Raw genomic sequence first — 23,755 nt, 5'->3', positions numbered from 1 at the left:
CCGCACTTTAAATATAGCTAGACCTTCTAATTTTTTTGGTATCAAGAACTAGCGCCAGAAGATGAACATCGGGGCTTACTCAAAGGGCCGTCCGCCATTTTAGAAAAGTGTGTCTTTCGATGCATCGCATGCGTGCAGTTCATATCAGGCCGAAAGTAAAACGAAACTATCTACACTTTAAACCAAATTGGACTTCTGTCGCGGCAAATATTTGCCGTCGCCTTTTTGGCCGGTGACTTCGCCGTCTTTGACCACGGTTTTGCCGCGGACGATGGTGTGGACGGGCCAGCCTTTGACTTCAAGGCCTTCATAGGGGCTGTAGTCGCAGCCCTGTTGCAGGATGTCATTGGTGATGGTGACGTTTTTATTGGGGTCCCAAAGGGCCAGGTCGGCATCCGAGCCAATCGCGATTGTGCCCTTTTGCGGGTACATGCCGTACAGTTTGGCGTGGTTGGTCGCGGTGAGTGCGACGAAGCGGTTGAGGTCGATGCGGCCTTTTTGCACGCCTTCGGAAAACAGGATCGGCAGGCGGGTGGCCACACCGGGGATGCCATTGGGGATCCAGCGGAAGCTTTTCTTGCCCTTTTCATTGAGCTTGCCTTCCGGGTCGTTAAAGCGGAACGGGCAATGATCGGACGAGAACAGGTCAAACACACCGCGTTCCAGACCATCCCAACAGGCGTCCTGGCTTTCCTTGTCACGTGGCGGCGGGGAGCAGACGAATTTCGCGCCTTCGAGTTCATCCTGATCAAGATCATCTGCCGTCAGCATGAGATATTGTGGGCAGGTTTCACCAACGACCTTGGAGCCGCGCACCCGTGCCCGTTCGATTTCTTCCATCGCCTGCTGGTTCGACACATGGACAATCACAATCGGGGTATCGACGATTTCGGCCAGTGACAGCGCGCGATGGGTAGCTTCGCGTTCTGCCGCGATGGGCCGCGTCGTGGCGTGGGATTTGGCGGAGAATTCGCCGGCGGCCTCGTGCTGGCCGATCAGGAAGCGAATGGCGTCCTCGTTCTCGCAATGGACCAGCACCAGTGCGCCGGTATTACGCGCGGCATCAAGGGTATCGAGGATTTCATCATCGCGCAGACGCAGGTTTTCATAGGTCATGAAAACCTTGAAGGAGGTATAGCCGTCCTCGACCAGGGCCGGGAGTTCCTGCCCCAGCACAGAGGGCGTCGGGTCGGTGACGATCAGGTGGAAGGCCACATCAATATGGCAATTGCCATCCGCCTTGGCGTGATAGACATCGAGCGAATGACGCAGGCTGTCGCCCTTTTCCTGCATGCAGAATGCGAGGATTGAGGTATTGCCGCCGATGGCGGCCGAACGCGTCCCGCTTTCGAAATCATCGGCCATGACGATGCCATCGCCAGACGGCTGATCAATATGCACATGGCTGTCGATCCCGCCGGGCATGACATAAAGCCCGGTGGCATCGATGATGTCATCCGCGCCGGTCAGGGCATCGGCGATGGCGGCAATCTTGCCATCCTTGATGCCAAGATCGGCAACATAGGTGTCGCTGGCGGTAACGATGGTGCCGTTTTTGATGATGCGGTCAAACTGCATGATGTGGCCTGCCCCCTTATTGATCGGTCGCGTCAAGCAGGCGGTCAAACGCCGCAGTCAGACGGTCCACCTGTTCAATCGTGTTGTAGTGCACCATCGACACCCGCAAAACGCCAGCATTATCAGACAGGCCCATATATTCGACCAGACGGCGGGAATGGAAATCGCCAAAGCGAATGGCGATCTTTTCACGGTCAATGATCTTGCAGACGTCCTCGGCATTGCGGCCATCAAAGCGAAACGCAATGGTCGGGATGCGGGTGCCGTCGCGGTTGTCATCCTGCCCGACGATGACGCAATCATTGCGCCCCCGGAGATAGGTCAGAAGACGTTCGGTCAGCGCATTTTCCTGTGCGGCAATGGCGTCATAGGCGGCGACGATTTTATCGCGCACACTCCCCGTCCCGGACTTGTCTCCCATGGCGCGCTCACCCAACTCCGTCAGGTAATCGACGATGCCGCAGACCGAATAGGCCATTTCATAGCTGGGGTTGCCGGCCTCGAGCTTTCCGGGGACTTTGTCCTTGCCGTAAAAGTAGTGATAGAGCGTATCAAGTTCGAGCAGCAGGTCATACTTGCCATACATCATGGCCCCATGCGGGCCGTATGTTTTATAGAGGCTGAAGACATAATAGTCGGCATCAAAGGCCTTAACATCCACCGCGCGATGCGGGGCATAGGCGACGGCATCGATACAGATTTTGGCACCGTTTTTATGGGCGTAATCGGCGAATTCGCGGATCGGGTTGATTTCGCCAATGATGTTGGAAACGTGCGTGACACACACCAGTTTGGTGCGGTCGCTCATCGCGGCCTTGAGGCCATCAAGGGTCAGGCGTCCGGTTTTGACATCGGGTTCCCAGAAACGCAGATTGACCCCGAATTCCTCAAGCGCCACCCACGGGCCGATATTGCTTTCATGATCGCCGATGGTAACGACAATCTCGTCACCCGGTTTGAACTGGCTGCGCATGGCGCGCGCGAGGTTTTGCAACAATACCGTGGTCGAGGCGCCGAAAATGATTTCTTCGGGGCGCGAGGCATTGACCAGCTGGGCGGCAGACTTGCGCGCATCCAGAAGGGCTTCGGCGGCCTTTTGCGAGACTTCGTAGGAGCCGCCGATCTGTACATTGCGCTCGATCAGAAACGCATTGATGCGATCGAGTGCCTTGGACAGGATTTGCGATCCGCCGGCATTGTCAAAAAAGGTCCAGCCATTGGCAAGGGCTGGGAACTGGCTGTGGACATAGTCCATATCAAGGGTACGTTGATCTGCCATTGAAGGCATCCTCCGGTTGATTTGTCTTTTATTTTAATGGTCGAGAACGGCGTGGAGGAAGTTCCTTGTGCGTTCTTCTTTCGGCGCATCGAAAATTTCGCTGGGCGTTCCGGCCTCGATAATCGCACCGCCATCCATGAACAGGACGCGATCGGCGACCTGACGGGCAAAGCCCATTTCATGGGTGACCACGACCATGGTGACCCCGGTCCCGGCGAGCTTTTTCATGACATCGAGAACCTCGCCGACCATTTCGGGATCAAGGGCGGAGGTTGGCTCATCAAACAGAAGCACGCGCGGTTCCATGGCAAGGGCGCGGGCAATCGCCACACGCTGTTGCTGCCCGCCCGAAAGCTGGGCCGGGTATTTATCGGCCTGAACGGAAATGCCAACACGTTCCAGCAAATCACGAGCGCGTTTTTCGGCATCCGCCTCGGACATTTTGCGCACCCGGATCGGGGCCAGCATGACATTGCGCAGCACGGTCATGTGCGGGAACAGGTTAAACGATTGAAACACCATGCCGACTTCGGCCCGGACCTGATCAAGGTCAGGACCCGGGCGCACCGGAATGCCATCAACGGTGATTTCGCTGCCCGCCTCGAACGGTTCGAGATGGTTGATGCAACGAATAAGCGTTGATTTGCCGGAACCCGACGGGCCGACGACACACAGCACTTCTCCTTGGGCGATATCAAGGTTGATGCCGTGCAGGGCGACGAACTGGCCATAGGTCTTGCGCAGGTTGGAAATTTTGATCAGTGGCGCTTTCATCAGCTTCTCCCGCGGCTAAAACGTTTTTCAAGATGCGCGACATAGCGCACCATCGGCAGAAGCAGGATCAGATAGATCACGGCAGCGCCAATCAGCGGCGTCGGGTTGGCGGAAAGGGCCTGTGCCTGGGTCGCCTGTTTGAGCAGGTCGGGCATGGCAACAACCGATGCGAGCGCGGTGTCCTTGAGCACATTGATGCAGTTATTGGTCAGCGGCGGGATGACGATGCGGATCGCCTGGGGCAGGATGACATCGGTCATGATGTAGCGGTTGGACAGACCGAGGGCGGCGGACGCTTCAAACTGGCCCTTGGGGATGGCTTCGATCCCGGCACGGAAGATTTCGGCGGTGTAGGCCGCGGACACCAGTGTCAGTGCGGTGACGGCCGAGAAGAAGGGCGACAGCCTGATGCCGACAAAGGGCAGCGCGTAATACACAATAATCAGCAACACCAGAAGCGGGATCGAGCGGAACACATCGATATAGGCCCGCACAAGCCCGGTCACCACCGGCCCGGCATAGAGCCGCAGCACGGCCAGAAACAGGCCGCCGATCAGACCGGCAATGATGCTGGTTGCGCCAATCCCGATGGTCACCAGCAAGCCGTTCATAAGCTGCGGCAGGCTTTGCATCAGGACGGGAATGTTAAAGAAAGTCGAAAATAAATCCATTTTACCACCAGGTCAGGTTGCCCCGCCGACGACACCGAAAAAGGATTGGCATCGTCGGCAGGGATGATCAGCGATATGCGCGATTATTTAAGGGTCGGCATATCAAGGACCTGAACGGTCGAGGTGGTGTCTTCTGGCGTTGCGCCGAACCAGGTTTCATGCAGACCGGCGATGAAGCCTTCTTTTTTCAGCTCGGTGATAACGTCGTTAACTTCGGTTGCGAGGGCCGCGTCCTTGTTAAACATGATCGAGTATTTTTCACCGGTGGTGATACGCTCGACCACTTTAAGGGCCGGTTTGTCCTTGACGTAGTACAGCAGCGCCGGGATGTCGCTTACGTAACCGTCAATACGACCGGCCTGAAGATCAAGCATGGCTGGCGACAGGCCTTCGTAACGACGGACATCGGCAATGCCGTATTCGCCGCCATTTGCGGTGACCCACATGTCACCGGTGGAGCCGGTATCAACACCAACAACCTTGCCATCCATGGCAGCCAGGCCGGTGACGCCGCCTTCTGCGGTGGCGGTCAGGGACTGGTCACTGTCGTAGTACGGCTGTGCGAAGGTGACAGACTCAAGACGCTTGTCGGTGATGGTGATCGAGGAAACCGCCATGTCGATGCGGCCCGACTGGACCGCCGGGAACAGGCCGTTGAACGGGATGTTGACGAACTCGACCGACTTGCCAAGGCGGCTTGCGATTTCATTGACGAGATCGACTTCAAAACCGACCACGGTGCCGTCAGCTTCTTCGAATTCCCACGGCACGTTGCCGATATTGGCACCAACGGTCAGGTCTGCTGCGTTTGCGGATGCCAGTGAGGACACGGCAAGAACGCCGCCAACGACGCTGGACGTCAGAAAGTTGAGAAACTTCATTATGATTTCCTTGTGTTTTTAGCCTACCCTGAGATACTTCTGGTCTAACTGGTCAGACCAGTCAGGCCAGACAAACATATTTGGATGATACGTGCAAGATTGTTTGTGCAAAAATGAGTCAGATTTGCTTTGATACCGACAACTGAGCAAAAAATACGCAAGAAGGACACGAGGGAATGTTCAACCGCACGCCGCTGCCGCAAACGGTCGCACGCCAAATTCAGGACATGATCCAGAACGGGGAACTGACGCCGGGCGACAAAATCCCATCCCAGCGCGAATTCGCGCAGAAATTCGGTATTTCCCGGGCTTCCTTGCGCGAAGCACTTCTGACCCTTGAGACACTTGGCCTGATCAAGACCGAAGCCGGGCGCGGCACCTTTGTCACCGACCCCGCCAGCCGCGCCAAGGCCGACATGGCACCTTGGCGCTATTCCGAAAGCCACAGTGTTTTTGACGTGTTCCAGACACGCATGATCCTTGAAAGCGAGATCGCGGCGCTGGCCTGCGGGCGCCTGACCGCAACCCAGCTTGAAGCGATGGAAGACGCCACCAACCGCATGGAAAAATGCTGGGCCGAGCAGGACCTTATTGCCAATGTCGAGGCAGATCTGGAATTCCACGCGACAATCGTCGAGGCCTGTTCAAACAGCATGATGCGCGAACTTTATCAGGCGGTGCGCGACAAGATCACCGAAACACAGCGCCAGCCGATCCCGATCACCGACCCGGAACGCATGCGCGCCTCCATCGGCGAACACCGCAAAATCATCGCCGCCCTGCGCAATAATGACGCCGAACGCGCCCGGCGCGAAATGCAGGCCCATGTCCGCAACACCGCACGCTGTGCCGGGTTGCAGACGTAGACTTCCCCACCGCCTCCATTAAAGAAACGGCAGCATCTTGGTGATGTGATCGGCGAATGCATCCATCGCCGGGCTTGGGTTAATCTCGGATTTCAGGACACGCAGGCCCAGTTTCGGCAAGGGTGGCAAAGGCGACTTCAGGATGAAAAGATCACTCGGCACTGCCTTTTGCATCATCACGCTGATGGCAAGCCCAGAGCGGGTCACGGCAATCAGCCCCGCCAGACTGTTGCTGGCATAGGCAATTTGATAGGGCAGCTTGGCGCCATCCATCGCATCACGGGCGGATCGGTGATCAAGGGCATTGGCGGCGGCCAGTGCGAGGGGGATCGGGCTTTGCGGGTCGGTATGCTGGTTGAAATCATGCAGCTCCAGCGTCGGTTTGCTGCCGACCCAGGCGAGTTGTTCGGTGCGGATAAAGTTATCGCCCGGCGTTATATCCGGAGTGGAGACCAGCGCCATGTCGATCTGGCGGGCATGCAGGAGTTTTTGCAATTCCGGCGTCGGGGCCGACACCACACGGATTTCGATATCGCGGTGGATCGCGCCAAAGCTTTTGAGCAAGGCCGGAAAAAAGGCGATCAGGTAGTCTTCGGGGCAGCCAAAGGTGATGGCACCGCGCAATCCCTGATCCGAAAAGCTTGAGACCGCATCATCATGCAGGCGCAAGATGCGTTCAGCATAGCCCAGAAACCGCTCCCCCGCCCCGGTCAGCCGCACCCCACTGCCCGAACGATGAAACAGACTTTGACCTAGCGCATCTTCAAGCCGCTGGATCTGCATCGTCACAGTCGACTGGGTGCGACCGACCTGAATGGCCGCAGCACTCAGCGTCCCGGCATGGGCAGCCCGAACAAAGGTTGTCAGCAATTTGAGATCAAGCAGCGCCTGCATGCGGGGTTCCGTGGATTTATGCCATCAATATTTTTGATATCGGAGTGCAAGCATTATCAATTTTACCGCTTTCGCGCCACACGATAGGCTTTTCCCATCAAATGTTTGGACCAGCACAGGGAAAAGACCATGTCACGCAACGACGATGCCGCCTTTTGGCAAAGCGCAAATAACCACCTGATCCGGTATGGCAGCCCGTTTGATCCGGCGATCATTGAACGTGCCAAGGGATCATATGTTTATGACGCCGATGGCCGCGCGATCCTTGATTTTACATCCGGCCAGATGTCGGCGGTTCTGGGCCATGGCCACCCACGCATTGTCGAGACCGTGCAGCGGCAGGTCGAAACCGTCGCACATCTGTTTAGCAGCATGCTGACCCGCCCGGTGGTGGAGCTGGCCGAACGGCTGGCCGACCTTGCCCCAGGATTGGAAAAGGTTTTGTTCCTGTCGACCGGGGCCGAAAGCAACGAGGCCGCCATTCGCATGGCCAAGCTTGTCACCGGCAAGCATGAGATCGTGGCGTTTTCCAAAAGCTGGCACGGCATGACCGGGGTCGCGGCATCTGCGACCTATAGTGCGGGGCGCAAGGGATATGGCCCGGCGGCGGTCGGGTCCTTTGCCATCCCGGCCCCGAACGCATTTCGCCCGCGCTTCAAGCACCCTGACGGGTCGCTTGACTGGCAGACGGAGCTTGATGATGCGTTCGAGCTTCTGGATGCGCAATCGACTGGCAATCTGGCGGCGTTTGTCGCCGAGCCGATCTTATCGAGCGGCGGGATCCTTGAACTGCCGAAAGGTTACCTCGCCGCGCTTAAGAAGAAATGCGAAGAGCGCGAGATGCTGTTGATTCTGGATGAGGCACAAACCGGTATCGGGCGCACTGGCGACATGTTTGCGTTTCAGCGTGACGGGGTCACCCCCGATATCCTGACATTGTCCAAAACCATCGGTGCGGGATTGCCGTTATCGGCCGTCATGACCACACCGGCGATCGAGCAGGCCGCCTATGAAAAGGGGTTCCTGTTTTACACCACCCACGTGTCCGACCCCCTGCCCGCCGCGGTTGGCTTGACGGTACTTGATGTGGTGCGTGACGAGAAGCTGGTCGCGCGCGCAAGCCAGATGGGCGCGCAGCTTTTTGAAGGGCTGTCCGCGATCAAGGATCAGTACCCTTGCGTCGGGGATGTGCGCGGGCGCGGGTTGCTTCTGGGGATGGAGATCATCAAGGACACCGGTAATCGCGAACCCGATCACGACATGGGCGCGGCCATCATGGCCGAGGCGTTCAAGCGCGGGTTGAGCATGAACATCGTCAAGATGCCCGGCATGGGTGGCGTGTTCCGCATTGCCCCGCCACTGACCATCAGTTCCGAGGAACTCGATCAGGGCATTTCGATCATTGGTGATGCCGTGAAGGCGTGCGTTGCGCGCTAGGACCTAATAGCTTCTCGCCCCTCCCCTTGTGCCACCGCACGGAAAACGGCGTCCTGATGTCTCGGGACGCCGTTCTTCATTCTAGCCCTTGCGAAGCGTGATCACAGTGAGTTCAGCGGGCACGCCGACCCGGATGGCAAAGCCTGGCCATTGGGCGGTGCCGTTATTGACGTAAAGCTGCATGCCCTCGATGTCATACATGCCCGATACAAAGCCGCCATTGAGCATGGCAACGATATTGTCAAAGCCCCATACCATGCCGCCGTGGGTATGGCCGGAAAGTTGCAGATCGACACCCAGCGGTGCGGCATCACGGGCCATTTTCGGTTGATGATCAAGCAAGATCACTGGGGCGTTTTCCGGGCTGCCTTCCAGTGCCTTGGCAACATCGGGTTCGGGACGGTCCGCGTTGCCGGCGCGAAGGTCGGTGACGCCGGCGATGGTCAGCTGACCCCCATTGCGATCCAGCACAATATGGTCGTTTTCAAGGGTGAGCATATTGAGCCCGCCATAATGGCGCATCCAGTTTTCATAGCCGAAATAATATTCATGGTTGCCCGGAATGGTGATGATCCCGTCGGGCGCGCTCAGATCAACAAGCGGCTGCACATCATCGTAGCGCAGTGGCAATTCACCATCGATCAGATCGCCGGTGATGACGATCAGGTCCGGCTCAAGCGCGTTGGTCTTTTCAACCACCTCTGCCACCCAGGGGCGTTCATAGAGCTTGCTGATATGAAGGTCAGTGAGCTGGACAATGCGATAGCCGTCAAACGCATCGGGAAGGTCGCGGATGGAGACATCCATTTCCTTGACATCGGGCACGCGCATGCCTTCTGCCACGCCAAAGCAGGCCAGTGCGATGGCGGCAAAGGACATGACGGTCCGCAGGATTTTGGGCGGGTGCTGTTTACGGCGCAGGATCACCCAGCGCAGCAAAAGACCGATCAGGTCATAGGCCAGCTGGAACCACACCAGGAAGAAAATCACGCCGAATGCCACGTTGATCGCGACAACAATCGGCTGCGGGAATTCCGGCAAGAACATGCTGCCAAAGGCAATGCGGGAATACAGATGATGCTGGGACCCGATCAGCAAAAGCACGCCAAAACTGATCTTCGCCCAGCGCGGCCATGCCAGATAGCGCACGTGACGCACAAGAACATACAAACAGGCAAGAGCGACATTGATGTGAAAAAACAGCACCGGACAGACAATCCTTTGAAAACAAATGAGGCGTCGCGCAATATAGCCGAAACGAGCGGAACAATCGCAACCATTCACTTAAACGTCTGAAACAGGTGATTGGTTTTCAAAAAAGATTGCGCAACATCAAAGCCCGGGGCGAAACAATCACCTAGGATCATTCCAGAGAGTGTTGCGTTGCACAATTGCAAGAGCAATACTCGTTGAAATTGTTGACCAAGTCGCGCCGTGCCCTGTCCCTGTGCCCTGCCTTGGTCCGCCCCGTTGTCGGAGAATGGAATGAAAAGCTTGCGTGCCGTGTTGATCGTTCTTGTTGGGATTGCCGCAGCCGCCGGGGGTGGATATGCCTATTGGCAGTCACAGCAATCAGACCTGCCTGACTATATCGCATCGGGCAATGGCCGGATCGAGGCCGAGGAAATCCGGGTGGCGACCAAATATGCCGGCCGGGTCGAGGAAGTTCTGGTCGAAGAAGGTGATCAGGTCACCGCAGGTCAGGTCATGGCGCGGATGGACACCGCCGAACTGGTTGCCAACCGTGCGCGCGCCCGTGCCGAACTTGCCAGTGCCGAGCAAGGCATTGCCGAGGCAGAAGCCCTGATTGTTCAGCGCGAAAGCGAGTTATCTTTTGCCGAGCAACAGCTTTCGCGTGCCGAGGAACTGGTCAAGAACAACAACATTTCACGCGAACAACTTGATCAGAGACGTGCGGATCGCAATGTCGCAAAAGCAGCGCTTACCGCGGCCCAGGCGCGCCTTGTCAGTGCGCGGATGAATGTCTCGGCGGCATCGGCCGCCCTTGAAGGCATTCAGGTGCAAATTGATGATTCGGTCCTGAAAGCCCCGCGCGATGGCCGCGTGCAATACCGCCTTGCCGAACCGGGCGAGGTTCTGGCTGGTGGCGGTCCGGTCATCACCCTGATTGATCTGACCGATGTTTATATGAATGTGTTCCTGCCGACCCGTCAGGCGGGATTGGCGTTTGTTGGCAATGAAGCGCGGATTGTTCTGGATGCAGCCCCCAGCTTTGTCATCCCGGCCAAGGTATCGTTTGTCGCCGATGACGCGCAATTCACCCCGCGCGAGGTCGAAACACGGGCCGAGCGCGATAAATTGATGTTTCGCGTCAAGGTGCGGATCGACCCGGAATTGCTGGCCGAGCATATCAAACGGGTAAAAACCGGCCTACCCGGTGAGGCCTATATCATGTTGGCTGATCATACCGACTGGCCGGAGGCGTTCACCCCGAATGTGCCCGATGACGCCACCCTGCGTCAGAACACGCAATAGAGCGCGCCCAGATGGTGGACAGCACCGAAAACACCAATAACACCGGCAGCACCGATCCTTCCCGCGAAACGTCACAAGTCGCCGTGTGGCTTGAGGATGTCACGCTTCGATATGGCAAGGTGGCCGCCCTTGACGGCATCAGTCTTGAAATCCCGGCGGGACAGACCGTGGGTTTTATCGGCCCGGACGGGGTTGGGAAATCAAGTGCGCTTGCCCTGATTTCGGGTGCGCGCAAGGTGCAGGACGGCACGGTCGAGACGCTTGGCGGATCGATGAAAGACGCCAAGCATCGCAATGCGATCCTGCCGCGCATTGCCTATATGCCCCAGGGGCTTGGCAAAAACCTTTATATGGACCTGACGGTGCGAGAGAACCTTGAGTTTTTCGGCCGCCTATTTGGTCAGGGCAAGCGCGAGCGTGATGAACGCATCGCCCGCCTTGTCGCCGCGACCGGGCTTGATCCGTTTACCGAACGCCCGGCGGGCAAGCTTTCGGGGGGCATGAAACAGAAACTTGGGCTTTGTTGTGCTCTGATCCATGATCCCGATATTCTTATTCTCGATGAACCGACCACCGGGGTTGATCCCCTGTCGCGTCAGCAATTCTGGCAATTGATCGATGCCATCCGCCAAACCCAAAGCGAGATGACGGTTCTGGTCGCCACCGCCTATATGGATGAAGCGGCGCGCTTTGACCGGCTGATTGCGATGAATGATGGCAAGGTGCTGGCGACCGGCACGGCGGACGAGATTTTGGAGCGCACCGGGACGGATACACTTGAGGCCGCGTTCATTGCGTTGTTGCCCGAGGAAGAACGCCAAGGTCATCATGAACTGAAAATTCCGGAACGCACTATTCATGGCGATACGCCTGCAATTGTTGCCGAACATCTGACCAAGAAGTTTGGTGATTTTACCGCCGTCGATGATGTCAGCTTCCGGATTGAAAAAGGTGAGATTTTCGGATTTCTCGGCTCCAACGGCTGTGGCAAGACCACGACCATGAAGATGCTGACCGGGCTTTTGAATGCGTCTGAGGGCACCGCTGAACTGTTTGGCAAGCCGGTCGATGGGCAGGATATCGCGCTGCGCAATCGGGTTGGCTATATGAGCCAGGCCTTTTCGCTGTATTCCGAATTGACCGTGATGCAGAACCTTGAGCTGCATGCGCATCTGTTTCATTTGCCCAAGGACAGGATCAAACCAAGGATCGAGGAACTTTCGAAACGGTTCGGGCTGGGACCCTATCTTGATGATCTGAGCGAACGCTTGCCACTTGGCGTGCGTCAGCGACTGTCGCTGGCGGTTGCGATCATTCACAGCCCGGAAATCCTGATTTTGGATGAGCCGACATCGGGTGTTGATCCGGTGGCGCGTGACGGGTTCTGGGAATTGCTGGTAGAGCTTTCGCGCGATCAGGGAGTGACGATTTTCATTTCCACCCACTTCATGAACGAGGCGGAGCGGTGCGATCGTATTTCGCTGATGCATGCCGGCAAGGTGTTGATCAGCGATACGCCGAGTGCCATCACCAAGGGGCGCGGCTGCGACACCCTTGAAGACGCTTTTATAAGCCATCTGGAAGAAGCGGAAGGCGCGGATGGCCCCAATGGCGCGAATGCAGGCGCGCCAGACGCCCCTGCCCCCGCAGATGCGCTTGCCACGGATGACAATGCCAAGGCCAACTGGAAACCGGCGCGGGCGTCACTGTTCAGCTTCCGGCGTTTGTGGGCCTATTCCCTGCGCGAAACGATGGAGCTGGTGCGCGATCCGATCCGCCTGATGTTTGCCTTGATCGGCACCGCAATCCTGATGCCGGTATTTGGCTGGGGCATTACATTTGATGTTGAAAACCTGACCTATGCGGTGCTCGATCGTGACCAAAGCGCTGAAAGCCGGACCTATATCGAAAACCTTTCGGGATCGCGGTATTTCGAGGCACAGGAACCGTTACTTAGCAATGATGAGCTTGAGGCACGGTTGCTTTCGGGGGACATTGCGTTGGCGATTGAAATCCCGCCCGGCTTTGGGCGCGATGTTGCGCGCGGCGACAGCCCGGAAATCGGCGCGTTTATTGATGGATCGATGCCATTTCGCGCTGAAACCATTCATGGCTATGTCGAAGGCATTCATAACCAATATCTGGCAGAGCATCGCAAACGCGATGTCGGCAGTGCCGATTCAGGGCAGCCGATGCGTATCGAGACGCGATACCGCTATAATCAGGATTTCAAAAGCATCTATGCCATGGTGCCATCGGTTATTGCGTTGCTTTTGATGTTTATTCCCGCCGTCCTGATGGCGGTTGGCGTGGTGCGCGAAAAGGAATTGGGATCGATCACCAACCTTTATGTCACCCCGGTTTCCAAGCTTGAATTCTTGTGGGGCAAACAGTTGCCCTATATCGGGCTCGGCCTGATCAACTTTGTTTTGATGACGGCGATGGCGCTGTTCTGGTTTGAGGTGCCGTTGCGCGGCAATGGCCTGACGCTTCTGGTGGGCGCAATCCTGTTTGTCACGGCCACCACCGGATTGGGGCTTTTGATTTCGTCCTTTACCAGTACGCAGATCGCAGCCCTTTTTGGCACAGCAATCGCGACCATGGTGCCATCGGTGATGTTTTCGGGGATGATGCAGCCGGTATCTTCGCTTGAAGGGGCGCCGGTGGTGCTTTCGACCATCATTCCGACATCGCATTTCATGTCGATCAGTGTCGGCACCTTTACCAAGGCGCTTGGCTTTGCGGAGCTTTATCCCGAACTGATCAGCCTTCTGATTTTCTTCCCGGCATTGACCGTGCTTTCGATGCTGCTTCTCAAAAAGCAGGAGGTGTAAGGATATGCTTGGCAGACGGATCAGCAATATCTATCGCCTTGGCATCAAGGAGCTTTTCAGCCTTCGGCGTGACATGGTGCTTATGGCCCTGATTGTCTGGGCGTTTTCCTTTGCGATTTATAACGCCGCCACCGGCTTTTCGCATGATTTGCGCCGTGGTTCGATTGCGATTGCCGATCAGGATGGATCAGCACTTTCGCTGCGCATTTCGGATGCGTTTCTGGCCCCCTACTTTCAGGAACCGGTCCGCATTGCCGAACGCGACATTGATGCGGCGATGAACAGTGGTGAATTTACCTTTGTGCTGGTGATCCCGCCGCGTTTTGAGGCCGATGTGGTTTCCGGTCGCGACCCGGAAGTGCAGCTTAACATCGATGCCACAGCGATGATGCAGGCCGGGATCGGCCAGGGCTATGTCAGCAACATCATTGCACAGGAAGTCTCGACCTGGTTGGGTGGCAAATCGGCCTGGGCCGGTCAGAATCGGTCTGATGCCGCGACCATCGTGACGCGTTATGCCTATAACCAGAATGTGCAAAGTGAATGGTTTACCAGCACGATGGAGATCATCAATGCGATCACCATGCTGTCGATCATTTTATCGGGTGCGGCCCTTATCCGTGAACGCGAACATGGCACGATCGAGCATCTTCTGGTGATGCCGGTGGATCCCTATGAGATCATGCTGGCCAAGGTCTGGGCCAACGGGCTTGTGATTTTGATTGCCTGCATGCTGTCACTGATTTTCGTGGTCGAGCTGGTGCTGGGCGTGCCGATTGCAGGATCGAAGCTTTTGTTCATGGGCGGTGTGGTGATCTATCTGTTCTTTGCCACGGCGCTTGGCATTTTCCTTGCCACCATGACGCGATCCATGCCGCAATTTGGCCTGTTGTTCATTCTGGTGGTGTTGCCGTTGCGATTGCTTTCGGGGGGGAGTACGCCGCTTGAAAGCATGCCGGAGACTTTGCAGAACATCATGCAATTCTCCCCCGCCACACATTTCGTCAAATACGCGCAGGCGATCCTGTTTCGCGGGGCGGGTATCGAGGTTGTCTGGCCGGAATTCCTGCTGGTGTTTGCAATCGGGGTCGGCTTTTTTGCGTTTAGCGCGATGCGGTTCAGAAAGAGTATCGCGCAAATGCGGTGAGACCGGCACTTGAAAATCAACTTGTAAACTGCGCTCCTATTTTTGAGATCTATCCCAAAATCTGGCGAGACTTGCGGTAGCTAGAACAAAAAGTCCTAACAATAGCTCAATCGACTTTATCATTTTGGCTGGATAACTTACTGCACCTATGTCAGCAGCGCCGACGGTCGTAATCGTAACAACGCTAAAATATAGTGCGTCAAAATATGCTGAAAAATATTTTATGGGATCACTAATCCACTGGCTCAAATGCCCGCCTAAATAATCTGTTCCGGAAAGATGCTGCCCTTCGGTGCTAGAAAAAAGAATAAGGTAAAAATAACCAAATGCAGAAATCAATATCACTTCTAAATACATTTTAGCTAAAGAAACAAAAAACTTTCGTCTTTTCTCAAACCTAGCACACGACAAAAACAACATTAGAAACATATAAAATAACATAAGTACCAAAAAACATATGTAAAAATGTATTTTATTGCGAAGAACAAGTAATGCAGAAGTGCACCCGTAATTTTATATAAATCAAAGTCTACTTCATATGCATTCTCGAACAAATTCCCTACTATCCAGTAGGCCCATTCAGCAGCGTCTAGAGGATATGAAACAAAAAATGGCCACAACAACATTGTAGTAGACGTTATGATTACAGCAGTGGTGTATATCTCTCTTTCCAATACCACTTTGGCGTACAAAAGAATTATGTAAGGAATTTTTTTCATATCTGATCCATTCGAACTTAGAGAGATAGATATAGCGCTTGATCCTCCACCACTATAAATAGAATTACTGAGAAAAAATAAATATGAAAGGTCAATACCAACAACAAAAATGAAGAGAACATACAGCAATAGAAACGGCTGCATTCACTCAGATTAATCTAAAATCCAGTTTGTAGGTACAATACACAAAACCCCGCACGGGAACCCGGCGGGGTGGGAATGGTGGGCCTAACAAGACTCGAACTTGTGACCTCTCGCATGTCAAGCGAACGCTCTAACCAACTGAGCTATAGGCCCCTATGGGTTTGAAAGATGGTGGGCCTAACAAGACTCGAACTTGTGACCTCTCGCATGTCAAGCGAACGCTCTAACCAACTGAGCTATAGGCCCGCAAATCCATCTTTCGAAAGACCGAGGCTTTGTAATCAAAACACCGGTCTGTGCCGTTTGCGTCGGCGAGGCGGTATTTAGCCCAAGGCGGACCTTGGCGCAACCCCAGAAATGGTTTTTTGACAAAAAATGTTCATCAAATCCGTGGCAATTCCCATATGCTAGAGGGTATGGTGCGAATGGATCGCAGGAGCCTGATAACACCCACACAAACCTGACGCCGTGTCATAAGGGATGGACATTACGAAAGACAATGAACCAGTTGCCTTCGGAAATCGCCTCAACTGGCCCCGCCACCGTTATCCTGCCACCACGGCAAACCTTGCCGGTGGTGTTTGCATCCCCGCATTCAGGCCGCCATTACCCGCAGGATCTGATTGAACGCGCACGCATTGGCGCGTTTGAGCTGCGCGCATCCGAAGATGCCTTTGTCGATCAGTTGTTCACGGCCGCGCCGAAACTGGGCGCGCCGTTGCTGTGTGCGACATTTCCGCGCGCCTATGTCGATGTGAACCGGGCGGCGATGGAACTTGATCCGCGGATGTTTGATGGCGATCTGCCCGAGGATAACGAGATCAATTCGATGCGCGCCCTTTCGGGATTGGGTTCCATCCCGCGCGTGGTCAGCGGCGGGGTCGAGATTTACAAGACCCGCCTGCCCGCCGAAGAAGCGCTTTCGCGGATTGATACCTATTACCGGCCCTATCACACGGCGTTGCAGAAGCTGATTGATCTGACGCGGGCGACGTTTGGCTATTGCATTCTGATTGATTGCCATTCGATGCCCGGGGATTCGTGCGACAGCGCAAAAAACCGCGTTGATCTGGTGCTTGGCGATTGCTATGGAAGTTCCTGCCACCCGTCATTGACGCGGTTTGTGGACGATTGTTTTCGCGATATGGGCTTTGCGCCCGCGCACAATGATCCATATGCCGGGGGTTATTGCACACGCCATTACGGTCGCCCGCAAGAACATGTGCACAGCCTTCAGATCGAGCTTTCTCGTGCGCTTTATATGGATGAAACGACAATCAGCCCGCATCGCGGATTTGACACCCTGCGCGATCAGATGACCGATCTGATATCGCGCTTTCATGATCTCGACGGGAACCCGTTCTAATGAGCAATACCATCGATACCAGTGACGTTTTGAGCGATCTGGTCATCCGCGATGCAGAACCCGAAGATTTTGAACGGATCACCGAGATTTATGGCCATCACGTGCTGCATGGCCTCGCATCCTTCGAGGAACGCGCCCCGGAAATCGCTGAACTGACATCGCGTTGGCAGCATGTGCGTGAACGCGGCCTGCCCTATCTGGTGGCGGATGTGGATGGAAGGGTTGAGGGATTTGCCTATGCCGGGGCATACCGGACCCGCCCGGCCTATCGTTTCACGGTCGAGGACACGATTTACATAGCACCCGAAGTCGTCGGCAAGGGGGCTGGCAGTGCGTTGCTTGCGGAGCTGATCAAACGGGTCACAGCCCTTGGCTATCGCCAGATGATCGCCGTGATCGGCGACAGCGCCAATGTGGCATCGATCGGGCTGCATGCGCGTCTGGGGTTCCGGGTGGCGGGTACGCTTCAGTCGGCCGGCTTTAAAATGGGCCGCTGGGTCGATAGCGTGATCATGCAGCGCGGTCTGGGTGACGGGGATGGCAATATCCCCGATGGCAATCCAACGCGCGAAAAATAGCCGAAAAGAAGTCCAAAGGGATTTTAAAGGGCGCTTCCTGATTTTGCCGGGCAGCGCCCTTGGCTTATCTGCGCGCCACGTTTACCCCAAGTTGATTTGCACCGCACCATTCTAACAATTCCAAAACACATAAGATGTTCAGGCGCTGAGCAGATGCTTTAAATTGGGCTAAAGGGCTGAATTTAGGCAAAAAAGAAGGCCGCCTGTGACAGCGGCCCAAGTCTAGGGAGGAAACGTCCAAGAAACGAGCGACAAGTCGCTCGCCGGAATGCACTGCGTCCTACCGCAGCGCACAAATGAACATTACCCATTCACCGGACAGGACGCAACAGCTTTTTGACTATTTTTTTGTCAGAAATATTACTGCTTCTTTTTTGTGCATTATTTTGAGGCATTGCACCCCAAACGCCCGCAAATTTCACATCTCGCGGCTATTTTTTGATCACCGAAGAAAATGGAATTTTCGAAAAAGCTGAGAGAATCGACGCGAATCCGAACCGGCCTAGCGAAGCTTGAAGTCGATTCCACGCCTTTCCCTGGCCCGATTCTGCCTGCACAGTACAAGCCTCAACCGTGATCGACGCTGGCATGCGCCGCCATGAGATGTCCGTCAGACAGGGTTTTATGGATCAGGAGAGGATAGAGTCGGGACCGGACGCGTGCGTTGGGCAACAGAGCCCAGTCCGGGCTCACAGCAGGCGCTAGTTTACGCTGCGGTCAACCGAGGGGGCATTGGTGGTCGACGGGGACGCCAGGGCGCTTACCGTATTGCGCCGCCCGGAATAGCCTTGTGCGACGAGGTCATCGCGATCCTGGCGTTTTTTGGCCTCATACATGCGCTGATCGGCAAGATCGATCAGGTTTTGCGGCAAGGCAATGGCATCTTCGATGCGCTCGGAAAGACCGACACTGGCGCGCTGCACCTGCCCGTTTTCAAGCTTTGCCAACCCCGGGGCCATGACACGTTCAAGCACCTCGATAGCGCGGGCACGGCCCAGTTCGGGCAACAGCACCAGGAATTCTTCCCCGCCCCACCGCACAACCATGTCAGAACGGCGGAAACGATGGATCAGGTTATTGCCGACCTCGCCCAGAATGCGGTCGCCGTAATCATGACCATAGCGATCATTGATCTGCTTGAAATCATCAAGGTCGATGAAGGCAACGGTATAGGGCACTTTTTTGCGCAGTGCGCCTTCGAAGCTGACCCGGATCATTTCCATGCCGAAGGCACGGGTATAACAGTTGGTCAGCGGATCAATGGCGATTTCATGGGCGGCAGTGACGGTGCGATAAAGCTGTACAAGGGCCGATACCAGCGCCAGCGGCAACAAGAATGTCAGCAGCATTTCAAACGGCACAAACCCGGTCGCAAGTCCGCTTTGTGCGCCGATGACCAGCAACACGCCAAATGGCACTGAAAGAACGGCGGCCTCGACCAGGGTAACGGGCATGATGGCAATCATCATCACCAGACCGATCAGAAGGAAGCTGTGCGAACTGTGCATGTAATCGGTCGCAAGCGGGTCATTGCCAGCAAAGACACACAGCAAACTTGCCGCGACAATCAGCATCAGCATCGGCAGATACGGAAAACGTCGGCGCAAGCGCGCACTGACCGCGCGATTGGTGAGCACCACCAGCGCAACCCCCGCCACCAGAAGGCGCAGGATAAAGGTCTGCGACGACCACATTTCAGCGGCAAAGGCCCCGTCCCAGAACGGAACGGCAAGCATCAGGACCAGAACGAAAAGGGCTGCGAAACGGGCGGTAAGCTGGATCGATTCCTTGCGGCGCAGATGCAGGAGCTCTGCATGCCGTGGCGTGTAGAGAAAATCCCGATAGCAGCATCGAAACGTCTTTTTTGACGGACTGCTATTTTCCTGAGGGCCTGAATCCACGCGAACCGCTCCAACCAGATTTAAGCAGGCCACACAGGCCCTTTATATAGATGTCTCATCGTTCCTTTATTTGGTCCAAGACACAACTATACATTAGGGTGGCGTCATGCAGCAAATGGGCCGAAATGGAGCTTTAAAACGGTCAAGACCGACCGCAAGATGTTGATTCGTAAACAAAAAGTTAACCCGCAACCCACCATATCTGGCTGTAAAAAAAATTTCCCTCGGCTTTTCTACCTTGGGTCGAAAATTCGGGTGCCGGTTTTTTACATTGGAAATAAAAACGGCGCACCGGTTTGCCGATGCGCCGTCTTATATCGCCCCGATAACAGGGCGATTATGCCGTTGTATAGCGTTTAGCCAAATCAACCCCAGAGTTCGCGATCGGGCAGCCCCATCACACCGTTTTTAAACGTCAGAGCATGATCGCGATCTTTGGCCATCCAGATCGGGCCATCCAGATCGACAATGCGTGACATCGCACCGGTGATCATGGCGGGTGCCATGGCAAGCGACGTTCCGACCATGCAGCCGGTCATCAGTTGCATGCCGGCCTTGGATGCGGCCTCGGCCAGCTCAAGCGCGCCGGTAAGACCGCCGGTCTTGTCGAGCTTGATGTTGATCATGTCATAGAGATTGGCCAGACGCGGAATGTCGGCCATCGTATGAACAGACTCGTCAGCACACAGAAGCACCGGGCAATCGATATCGATCAGACCATCATCCTGCCCGGCAGGCAGCGGCTGTTCGATCATTTCGACACCCAGACCATCAAGTTCGGCACCAATATCTTCGAGCAGATCAAGCGACCAGGCTTCGTTGGCATCGACAATGATGCGGGCCTTGGGCGAACCTTCACGCACAGCACGGACCGACTCAAGGACGTTTTCGCCATTGAGCTTGACCTTGAGCAACGGGGCATGGGCGATCTTGCGGGCAGCTTCGCGCATGTTGTCCGGGGTATCGATCGACAGCGTTTCGGCTGTGATCAATCCTTCGGGCGCCTTGTGCCCGATCAATTCCCAAACACGACGTCCCATACGCTTGGCTTCCAGGTCCCAATAGGCACAGTCGACCGCGTTACGCGCAGCACCGGCCTTCATGGCGTCCTGGAGTTCCTTGCGGGTCATGCCACGGTCAAGGGCGTCTGCCTGTGCTTCGATGTCGGCAATGACACCTTCGACCGTTTCATTATACCGGGCATAGGGAACGCATTCCCCCTGCCCGGTATGGGTGCCGTCGCTGAGCGTCACCTTGACCACATGTGCCTCGGTCCGGGCCCCACGCGAGATCTTGAAGACCTGTGCGAGGGGGAAGACTTCGGAAATCACAGTGAGTTTTGGCAACTTAGATCTCCTGCAGCTTGTCGACCAGCGACGCAACGCCGGTGCGGACCGGGTCAACAGCCGGAAGGCCGAATTCGGCTTCGATGTCAGCCAGAAGTTTCTTGGCGGCTGCGTCGTCAAGCGCCTTGGTGTTGATGGCAAAACCGACAACCTTGCAATCCGGGTTGGTCAGTTTGGCGTGCAACAGGTTGACGTCGAGGCAGGTTTTGAGATCCGGAAGCTTGTAACCCGGAAGACCACGCATGTGGGCACGGGTCGGCTCGTGGCAGACGACAAGGGCGTCCGGCTGGGAGCCGTGGATCAGGCCCATGGAAACACCGGCGAACGATGCGTGGAACAGGCTGCCCTGCCCTTCCATGACGTCCCAGTGATCCGGGTCATTGGCCGGTGCAATGGTTTCAACAGCACCCGAGATAAAGTCGGAAATCACCGCATCAACCGAGATGCCTTCACCGGCGATGAAGATACCGGTCTGGCCAGTTGCACGGAAGTCGGACTTGATACCGCGCTTTTTGAATTCGGCATCGATTGCAAGGGCGGTGTACATCTTACCGACCGAACAGTCGGTACCGACAGCCAGAACGCGCTTGCCGGAACGTTTTTCACCGTTGCCGACCGGGACTTTGCCATCGAAGTGACGCACGTCAAACAGGCTAACACCCTTGGCCTTGGCCGCATCGACCAGTTCGGGAATCGACGAAAGACGGGTGTGCAGACCGTTGGCGATGTCCATGCCAGCGTCGATGGCCGCCAGCAGGGTTTCCATCCATGCCGGGCCAATGATCCCGCCACGGTTGGCAACGCCCAGCACCAGGGTTTTAACGCCGGCTGCTTTTGCTTCGGCGATCGACATTTCCGGCAGACCAAGATCCGCCTGACAGCCCGGCAGGCTCATCTGACCGACGCACCATTCCGGGCGCCACTGCTTGATGCCGATTGCGGTTTTTGCAGCCAGTTCGTCCGGCGCGTCACCAAGAAACATAAGATACGGATGTGCGATTTTCATAATACCTCCTTGACCAGCATCCAAACGCTGCTCTTAAATATTGTGGCGCGACTATAGCGCAATCTGGTAGGATCGTTCCAGAGATATGAAACGATATCTTCGACGATCCAACCGAAAATTCGTCTATAATTCTAATAAACACGACAATAACGAAATTAAATACAATAGTCTTCGAAGACAAACATCCTTTCTTGTGAATTTGTTCGGGAATGGCCCGAAAAACGCAAGAAAATGCAATTTTGAAGGACTGGCGTGAAAGCGCCCGACTACACATGAGCACCGATCTCAAGACGTGGCTATCCGAGCGAAAAATCGAAGAAGTCGAATGCATTGTTCCGGACATGTCCGGCGTTGCGCGCGGCAAGGTTCTTCCGACACAGAAGTTTCTTAAGGGGCTGGAGGCCAAAAGCCTTGCCATCCCTGAAGCAATTTTCTGCCTGACGGTAACCGGCGGCTATCCGGAGGAAACCGATGCCTTCCTTGACCCGGCCGAAAAGGACGTGGCCATGGTTCCCGACCCGGAAACCGTGCGCGTTGTGCCGTGGTACGAGGAGCCGACGGCCCAGATCATCTGCGACTGTTTCCATTTTTCCGGCGAAGAAGTTTCGACGTCGCCGCGCGGCGTACTTAAACGTGTTCTCAAGGCATTTGAAGAACGCGGCATGCGCCCGATCATCGCGCCAGAACTTGAATTTTATCTGGTGGCAAAGAACACCGATCCGGACAACCCGCTGGAGCCGCCGATTGGTCGTTCCGGTCGCCCGGAACGCGCATCAAACGCGTTTGGTATTGATGCCATCAACGAGTTCGATCCGCTGATTGAAGACCTGTATGACTATTGCGAGGCCATGAATATCGACGCCGATACCATGAGCCACGAGTCGGGTCCGGCCCAGCTTGAAATGAACTTTAACCACGGTGATCCGCTTGAACTGGCCGATCAGGCCTTTTTGTTCAAACGCACGCTGCGTGAAACGGCACTCAAACACGGTGTCTATGGCACGTTCATGGCCAAGCCGATGGGCAACCTGCCGGGAAGCTCGATGCATATTCACCAGAGTCTTCTTGATATCAACACCGGCAAGAACCTGTTTGCCGATGATGACGGGGAAAACTCGAAACTGTTCCTGAACTATATCGGTGGCCTACAGCGTTACCTGCCGGCAGCCATGCCGCTTCTGGCGCCAAACATGAACAGTTATCGCCGTTTGCAGCCCTGGTCGGATGCCCCGATCAACATGCACTGGTCACTTGATAACCGTACGGTCGGCCTGCGCCAGCCAAATGGCCCGCCCGCGGCACGCCGTATTGAAAACCGTCTTCCGGGGGCAGATGCCAACCCGTATCTGGCGGTTGCTGCGTCGCTTGCTTGTGGCCTGCTTGGCATTATCGAGGAAGTCGATGCGACAGCCCCGATCGAAGGTTCGGGCTATGACCGTGCGCATTCCCTGCCGCGTCACATCCACGAAGCACTTGCGAAATTCCATCGTTGCAAGCCGCTTAAGGAACTGCTGGGTGAAGAGTTCGCTGCCGCCGTTATTGCGGTCAAGGAAGCGGAATGGGATGCCTATCAGACCGTGATCAGCGCCTGGGAGCGTGAGCACCTGTTGCTGAACGTTTAAAAGACGCCTGTCGAATTTTGCGCTGGGACTTGCTGCCCGGCGCAAGATTGTTGCATGTTAAATGCACAATTTTTTACATGATGCGAAATATGCACATTTTTCCATCTTGTATTTGACAATATCCTGAAGCATTCGAAGGATATTACGATAAGCCCCGGGTTCTGGGGGACCAAAACAGAACCGGTAAACTTTCAAACGCTGCCACATGGGAGGCTC

General features: G+C 55.6%; 19 protein-coding genes and 2 tRNA genes. 8 read left to right on the top strand and 13 right to left on the bottom strand.

What is annotated here, in order from left to right:
- Nucleotides 1-177 precede the first annotated feature (177 nt).
- From hydA to AUQ41_RS06360, 5 genes are all read right to left on the bottom strand, one after another.
- Nucleotides 178-1,578 (bottom strand): dihydropyrimidinase, encoded by a 1,401-nt coding sequence (hydA, locus tag AUQ41_RS06380; RefSeq protein WP_063087216.1) that lies wholly within the window; start codon nt 1,576-1,578, stop codon nt 178-180.
- A 16-nt stretch (nt 1,579-1,594) separates the two neighbouring features.
- Complete coding sequence (locus tag AUQ41_RS06375) at nt 1,595-2,857, bottom strand: cysteine desulfurase-like protein (RefSeq protein WP_063087215.1); 1,263 nt, start codon at nt 2,855-2,857, stop codon at nt 1,595-1,597.
- A 33-nt stretch (nt 2,858-2,890) separates the two neighbouring features.
- A complete protein-coding gene (locus tag AUQ41_RS06370) occupies nt 2,891-3,631 on the bottom strand; it encodes an amino acid ABC transporter ATP-binding protein (RefSeq protein WP_063087214.1) in 741 nt (246 codons plus the stop codon).
- Entirely contained in the window at nt 3,631-4,302 is a 672-nt protein-coding gene (locus tag AUQ41_RS06365; RefSeq protein ID WP_008891419.1) for an amino acid ABC transporter permease, read from the bottom strand. The genes AUQ41_RS06370 and AUQ41_RS06365 overlap by 1 nt, the downstream gene beginning before the upstream one ends.
- A gap of 83 nt (nt 4,303-4,385) precedes the next feature.
- A complete protein-coding gene (locus tag AUQ41_RS06360; RefSeq protein ID WP_063087213.1) occupies nt 4,386-5,183 on the bottom strand; it encodes an ABC transporter substrate-binding protein in 798 nt (265 codons plus the stop codon).
- A gap of 176 nt (nt 5,184-5,359) precedes the next feature.
- Here AUQ41_RS06360 and AUQ41_RS06355 point away from each other — a divergent pair, with 176 nt between their 5' ends.
- Complete coding sequence (locus tag AUQ41_RS06355; protein ID WP_063087212.1) at nt 5,360-6,049, top strand: FadR/GntR family transcriptional regulator; 690 nt, start codon at nt 5,360-5,362, stop codon at nt 6,047-6,049.
- Between the two features lie 18 nt (nt 6,050-6,067).
- On the opposite strand, the gene AUQ41_RS06350 is transcribed toward AUQ41_RS06355, so the two are convergent.
- Complete coding sequence (locus AUQ41_RS06350; protein ID WP_063087211.1) at nt 6,068-6,943, bottom strand: LysR family transcriptional regulator; 876 nt, start codon at nt 6,941-6,943, stop codon at nt 6,068-6,070.
- A gap of 129 nt (nt 6,944-7,072) precedes the next feature.
- On the opposite strand from AUQ41_RS06350, the gene AUQ41_RS06345 reads away from it, so the two are divergent.
- A complete protein-coding gene (locus AUQ41_RS06345; protein WP_063087210.1) occupies nt 7,073-8,380 on the top strand; it encodes an aspartate aminotransferase family protein in 1,308 nt (435 codons plus the stop codon).
- Between the two features lie 81 nt (nt 8,381-8,461).
- Here the strand turns inward: AUQ41_RS06345 and AUQ41_RS06340 are convergent, their stop codons facing one another.
- Nucleotides 8,462-9,586: a metallophosphoesterase gene (locus tag AUQ41_RS06340; RefSeq protein ID WP_083952747.1), complete on the bottom strand. Its 1,125-nt coding sequence runs from the start codon at nt 9,584-9,586 to the stop codon at nt 8,462-8,464.
- A 279-nt stretch (nt 9,587-9,865) separates the two neighbouring features.
- On the opposite strand from AUQ41_RS06340, the gene AUQ41_RS06335 reads away from it, so the two are divergent.
- The 3 genes from AUQ41_RS06335 to AUQ41_RS06325 are packed head-to-tail and all read left to right on the top strand — an operon-like array spanning nt 9,866 to nt 14,857.
- Nucleotides 9,866-10,876 (top strand): HlyD family secretion protein, encoded by a 1,011-nt coding sequence (locus tag AUQ41_RS06335; protein ID WP_063087209.1) that lies wholly within the window; start codon nt 9,866-9,868, stop codon nt 10,874-10,876.
- Between the two features lie 11 nt (nt 10,877-10,887).
- Entirely contained in the window at nt 10,888-13,710 is a 2,823-nt protein-coding gene (rbbA, locus tag AUQ41_RS06330; protein ID WP_083952746.1) for a ribosome-associated ATPase/putative transporter RbbA, read from the top strand.
- Nucleotides 13,711-13,714: 4 nt separating this feature from the next.
- Complete coding sequence (locus tag AUQ41_RS06325) at nt 13,715-14,857, top strand: ABC transporter permease (protein WP_063087208.1); 1,143 nt, start codon at nt 13,715-13,717, stop codon at nt 14,855-14,857.
- 36 nt (nt 14,858-14,893) lie between these two features.
- Here the strand turns inward: AUQ41_RS06325 and AUQ41_RS06320 are convergent, their stop codons facing one another.
- From AUQ41_RS06320 to AUQ41_RS06305, 3 genes are all read right to left on the bottom strand, one after another.
- Nucleotides 14,894-15,286, bottom strand: a complete 393-nt coding sequence (locus AUQ41_RS06320; protein ID WP_168173402.1) for an ion channel — start codon at nt 15,284-15,286, stop codon at nt 14,894-14,896.
- A 510-nt stretch (nt 15,287-15,796) separates the two neighbouring features.
- A tRNA-Val gene (locus AUQ41_RS06310) sits at nt 15,797-15,873 on the bottom strand.
- A 16-nt stretch (nt 15,874-15,889) separates the two neighbouring features.
- A tRNA-Val gene (locus AUQ41_RS06305) sits at nt 15,890-15,966 on the bottom strand.
- Nucleotides 15,967-16,219: 253 nt separating this feature from the next.
- Between AUQ41_RS06305 and AUQ41_RS06300 the strand changes: the two genes are divergently transcribed.
- Complete coding sequence (locus tag AUQ41_RS06300) at nt 16,220-17,086, top strand: N-formylglutamate amidohydrolase (protein WP_063087205.1); 867 nt, start codon at nt 16,220-16,222, stop codon at nt 17,084-17,086.
- Nucleotides 17,086-17,664, top strand: coding sequence for a GNAT family N-acetyltransferase (locus tag AUQ41_RS06295; protein WP_008891409.1), 579 nt, complete (start codon nt 17,086-17,088; stop codon nt 17,662-17,664). Before AUQ41_RS06300 ends, AUQ41_RS06295 begins: the two co-directional genes overlap by 1 nt.
- 701 nt (nt 17,665-18,365) lie before the next feature.
- Here AUQ41_RS06295 and AUQ41_RS06290 read toward each other — a convergent pair.
- From AUQ41_RS06290 to dgcN, 3 genes are all read right to left on the bottom strand, one after another.
- On the bottom strand, nt 18,366-19,565 hold the full coding sequence (locus AUQ41_RS06290) for a diguanylate cyclase (protein WP_063087282.1): 1,200 nt from the start codon (nt 19,563-19,565) through the stop codon (nt 18,366-18,368).
- A 365-nt stretch (nt 19,566-19,930) separates the two neighbouring features.
- Nucleotides 19,931-20,911 (bottom strand): N-acetyl-D-Glu racemase DgcA, encoded by a 981-nt coding sequence (dgcA, locus tag AUQ41_RS06285; RefSeq protein WP_008891407.1) that lies wholly within the window; start codon nt 20,909-20,911, stop codon nt 19,931-19,933.
- A 1-nt stretch (nt 20,912) separates the two neighbouring features.
- Entirely contained in the window at nt 20,913-21,917 is a 1,005-nt protein-coding gene (dgcN, locus tag AUQ41_RS06280) for an N-acetyltransferase DgcN (protein WP_008891406.1), read from the bottom strand.
- A gap of 272 nt (nt 21,918-22,189) precedes the next feature.
- On the opposite strand from dgcN, the gene AUQ41_RS06275 reads away from it, so the two are divergent.
- On the top strand, nt 22,190-23,539 hold the full coding sequence (locus AUQ41_RS06275; RefSeq protein WP_008891405.1) for a glutamine synthetase family protein: 1,350 nt from the start codon (nt 22,190-22,192) through the stop codon (nt 23,537-23,539).
- Nucleotides 23,540-23,755 lie beyond the last annotated feature (216 nt).

The organism is Thalassospira sp. MCCC 1A02898, from assembly GCF_001618185.1.
GTDB classification, from domain to species: domain Bacteria; phylum Pseudomonadota; class Alphaproteobacteria; order Rhodospirillales; family Thalassospiraceae; genus Thalassospira; species Thalassospira tepidiphila.
This window is presented reverse-complemented; position numbering and strand designations above follow the sequence as displayed.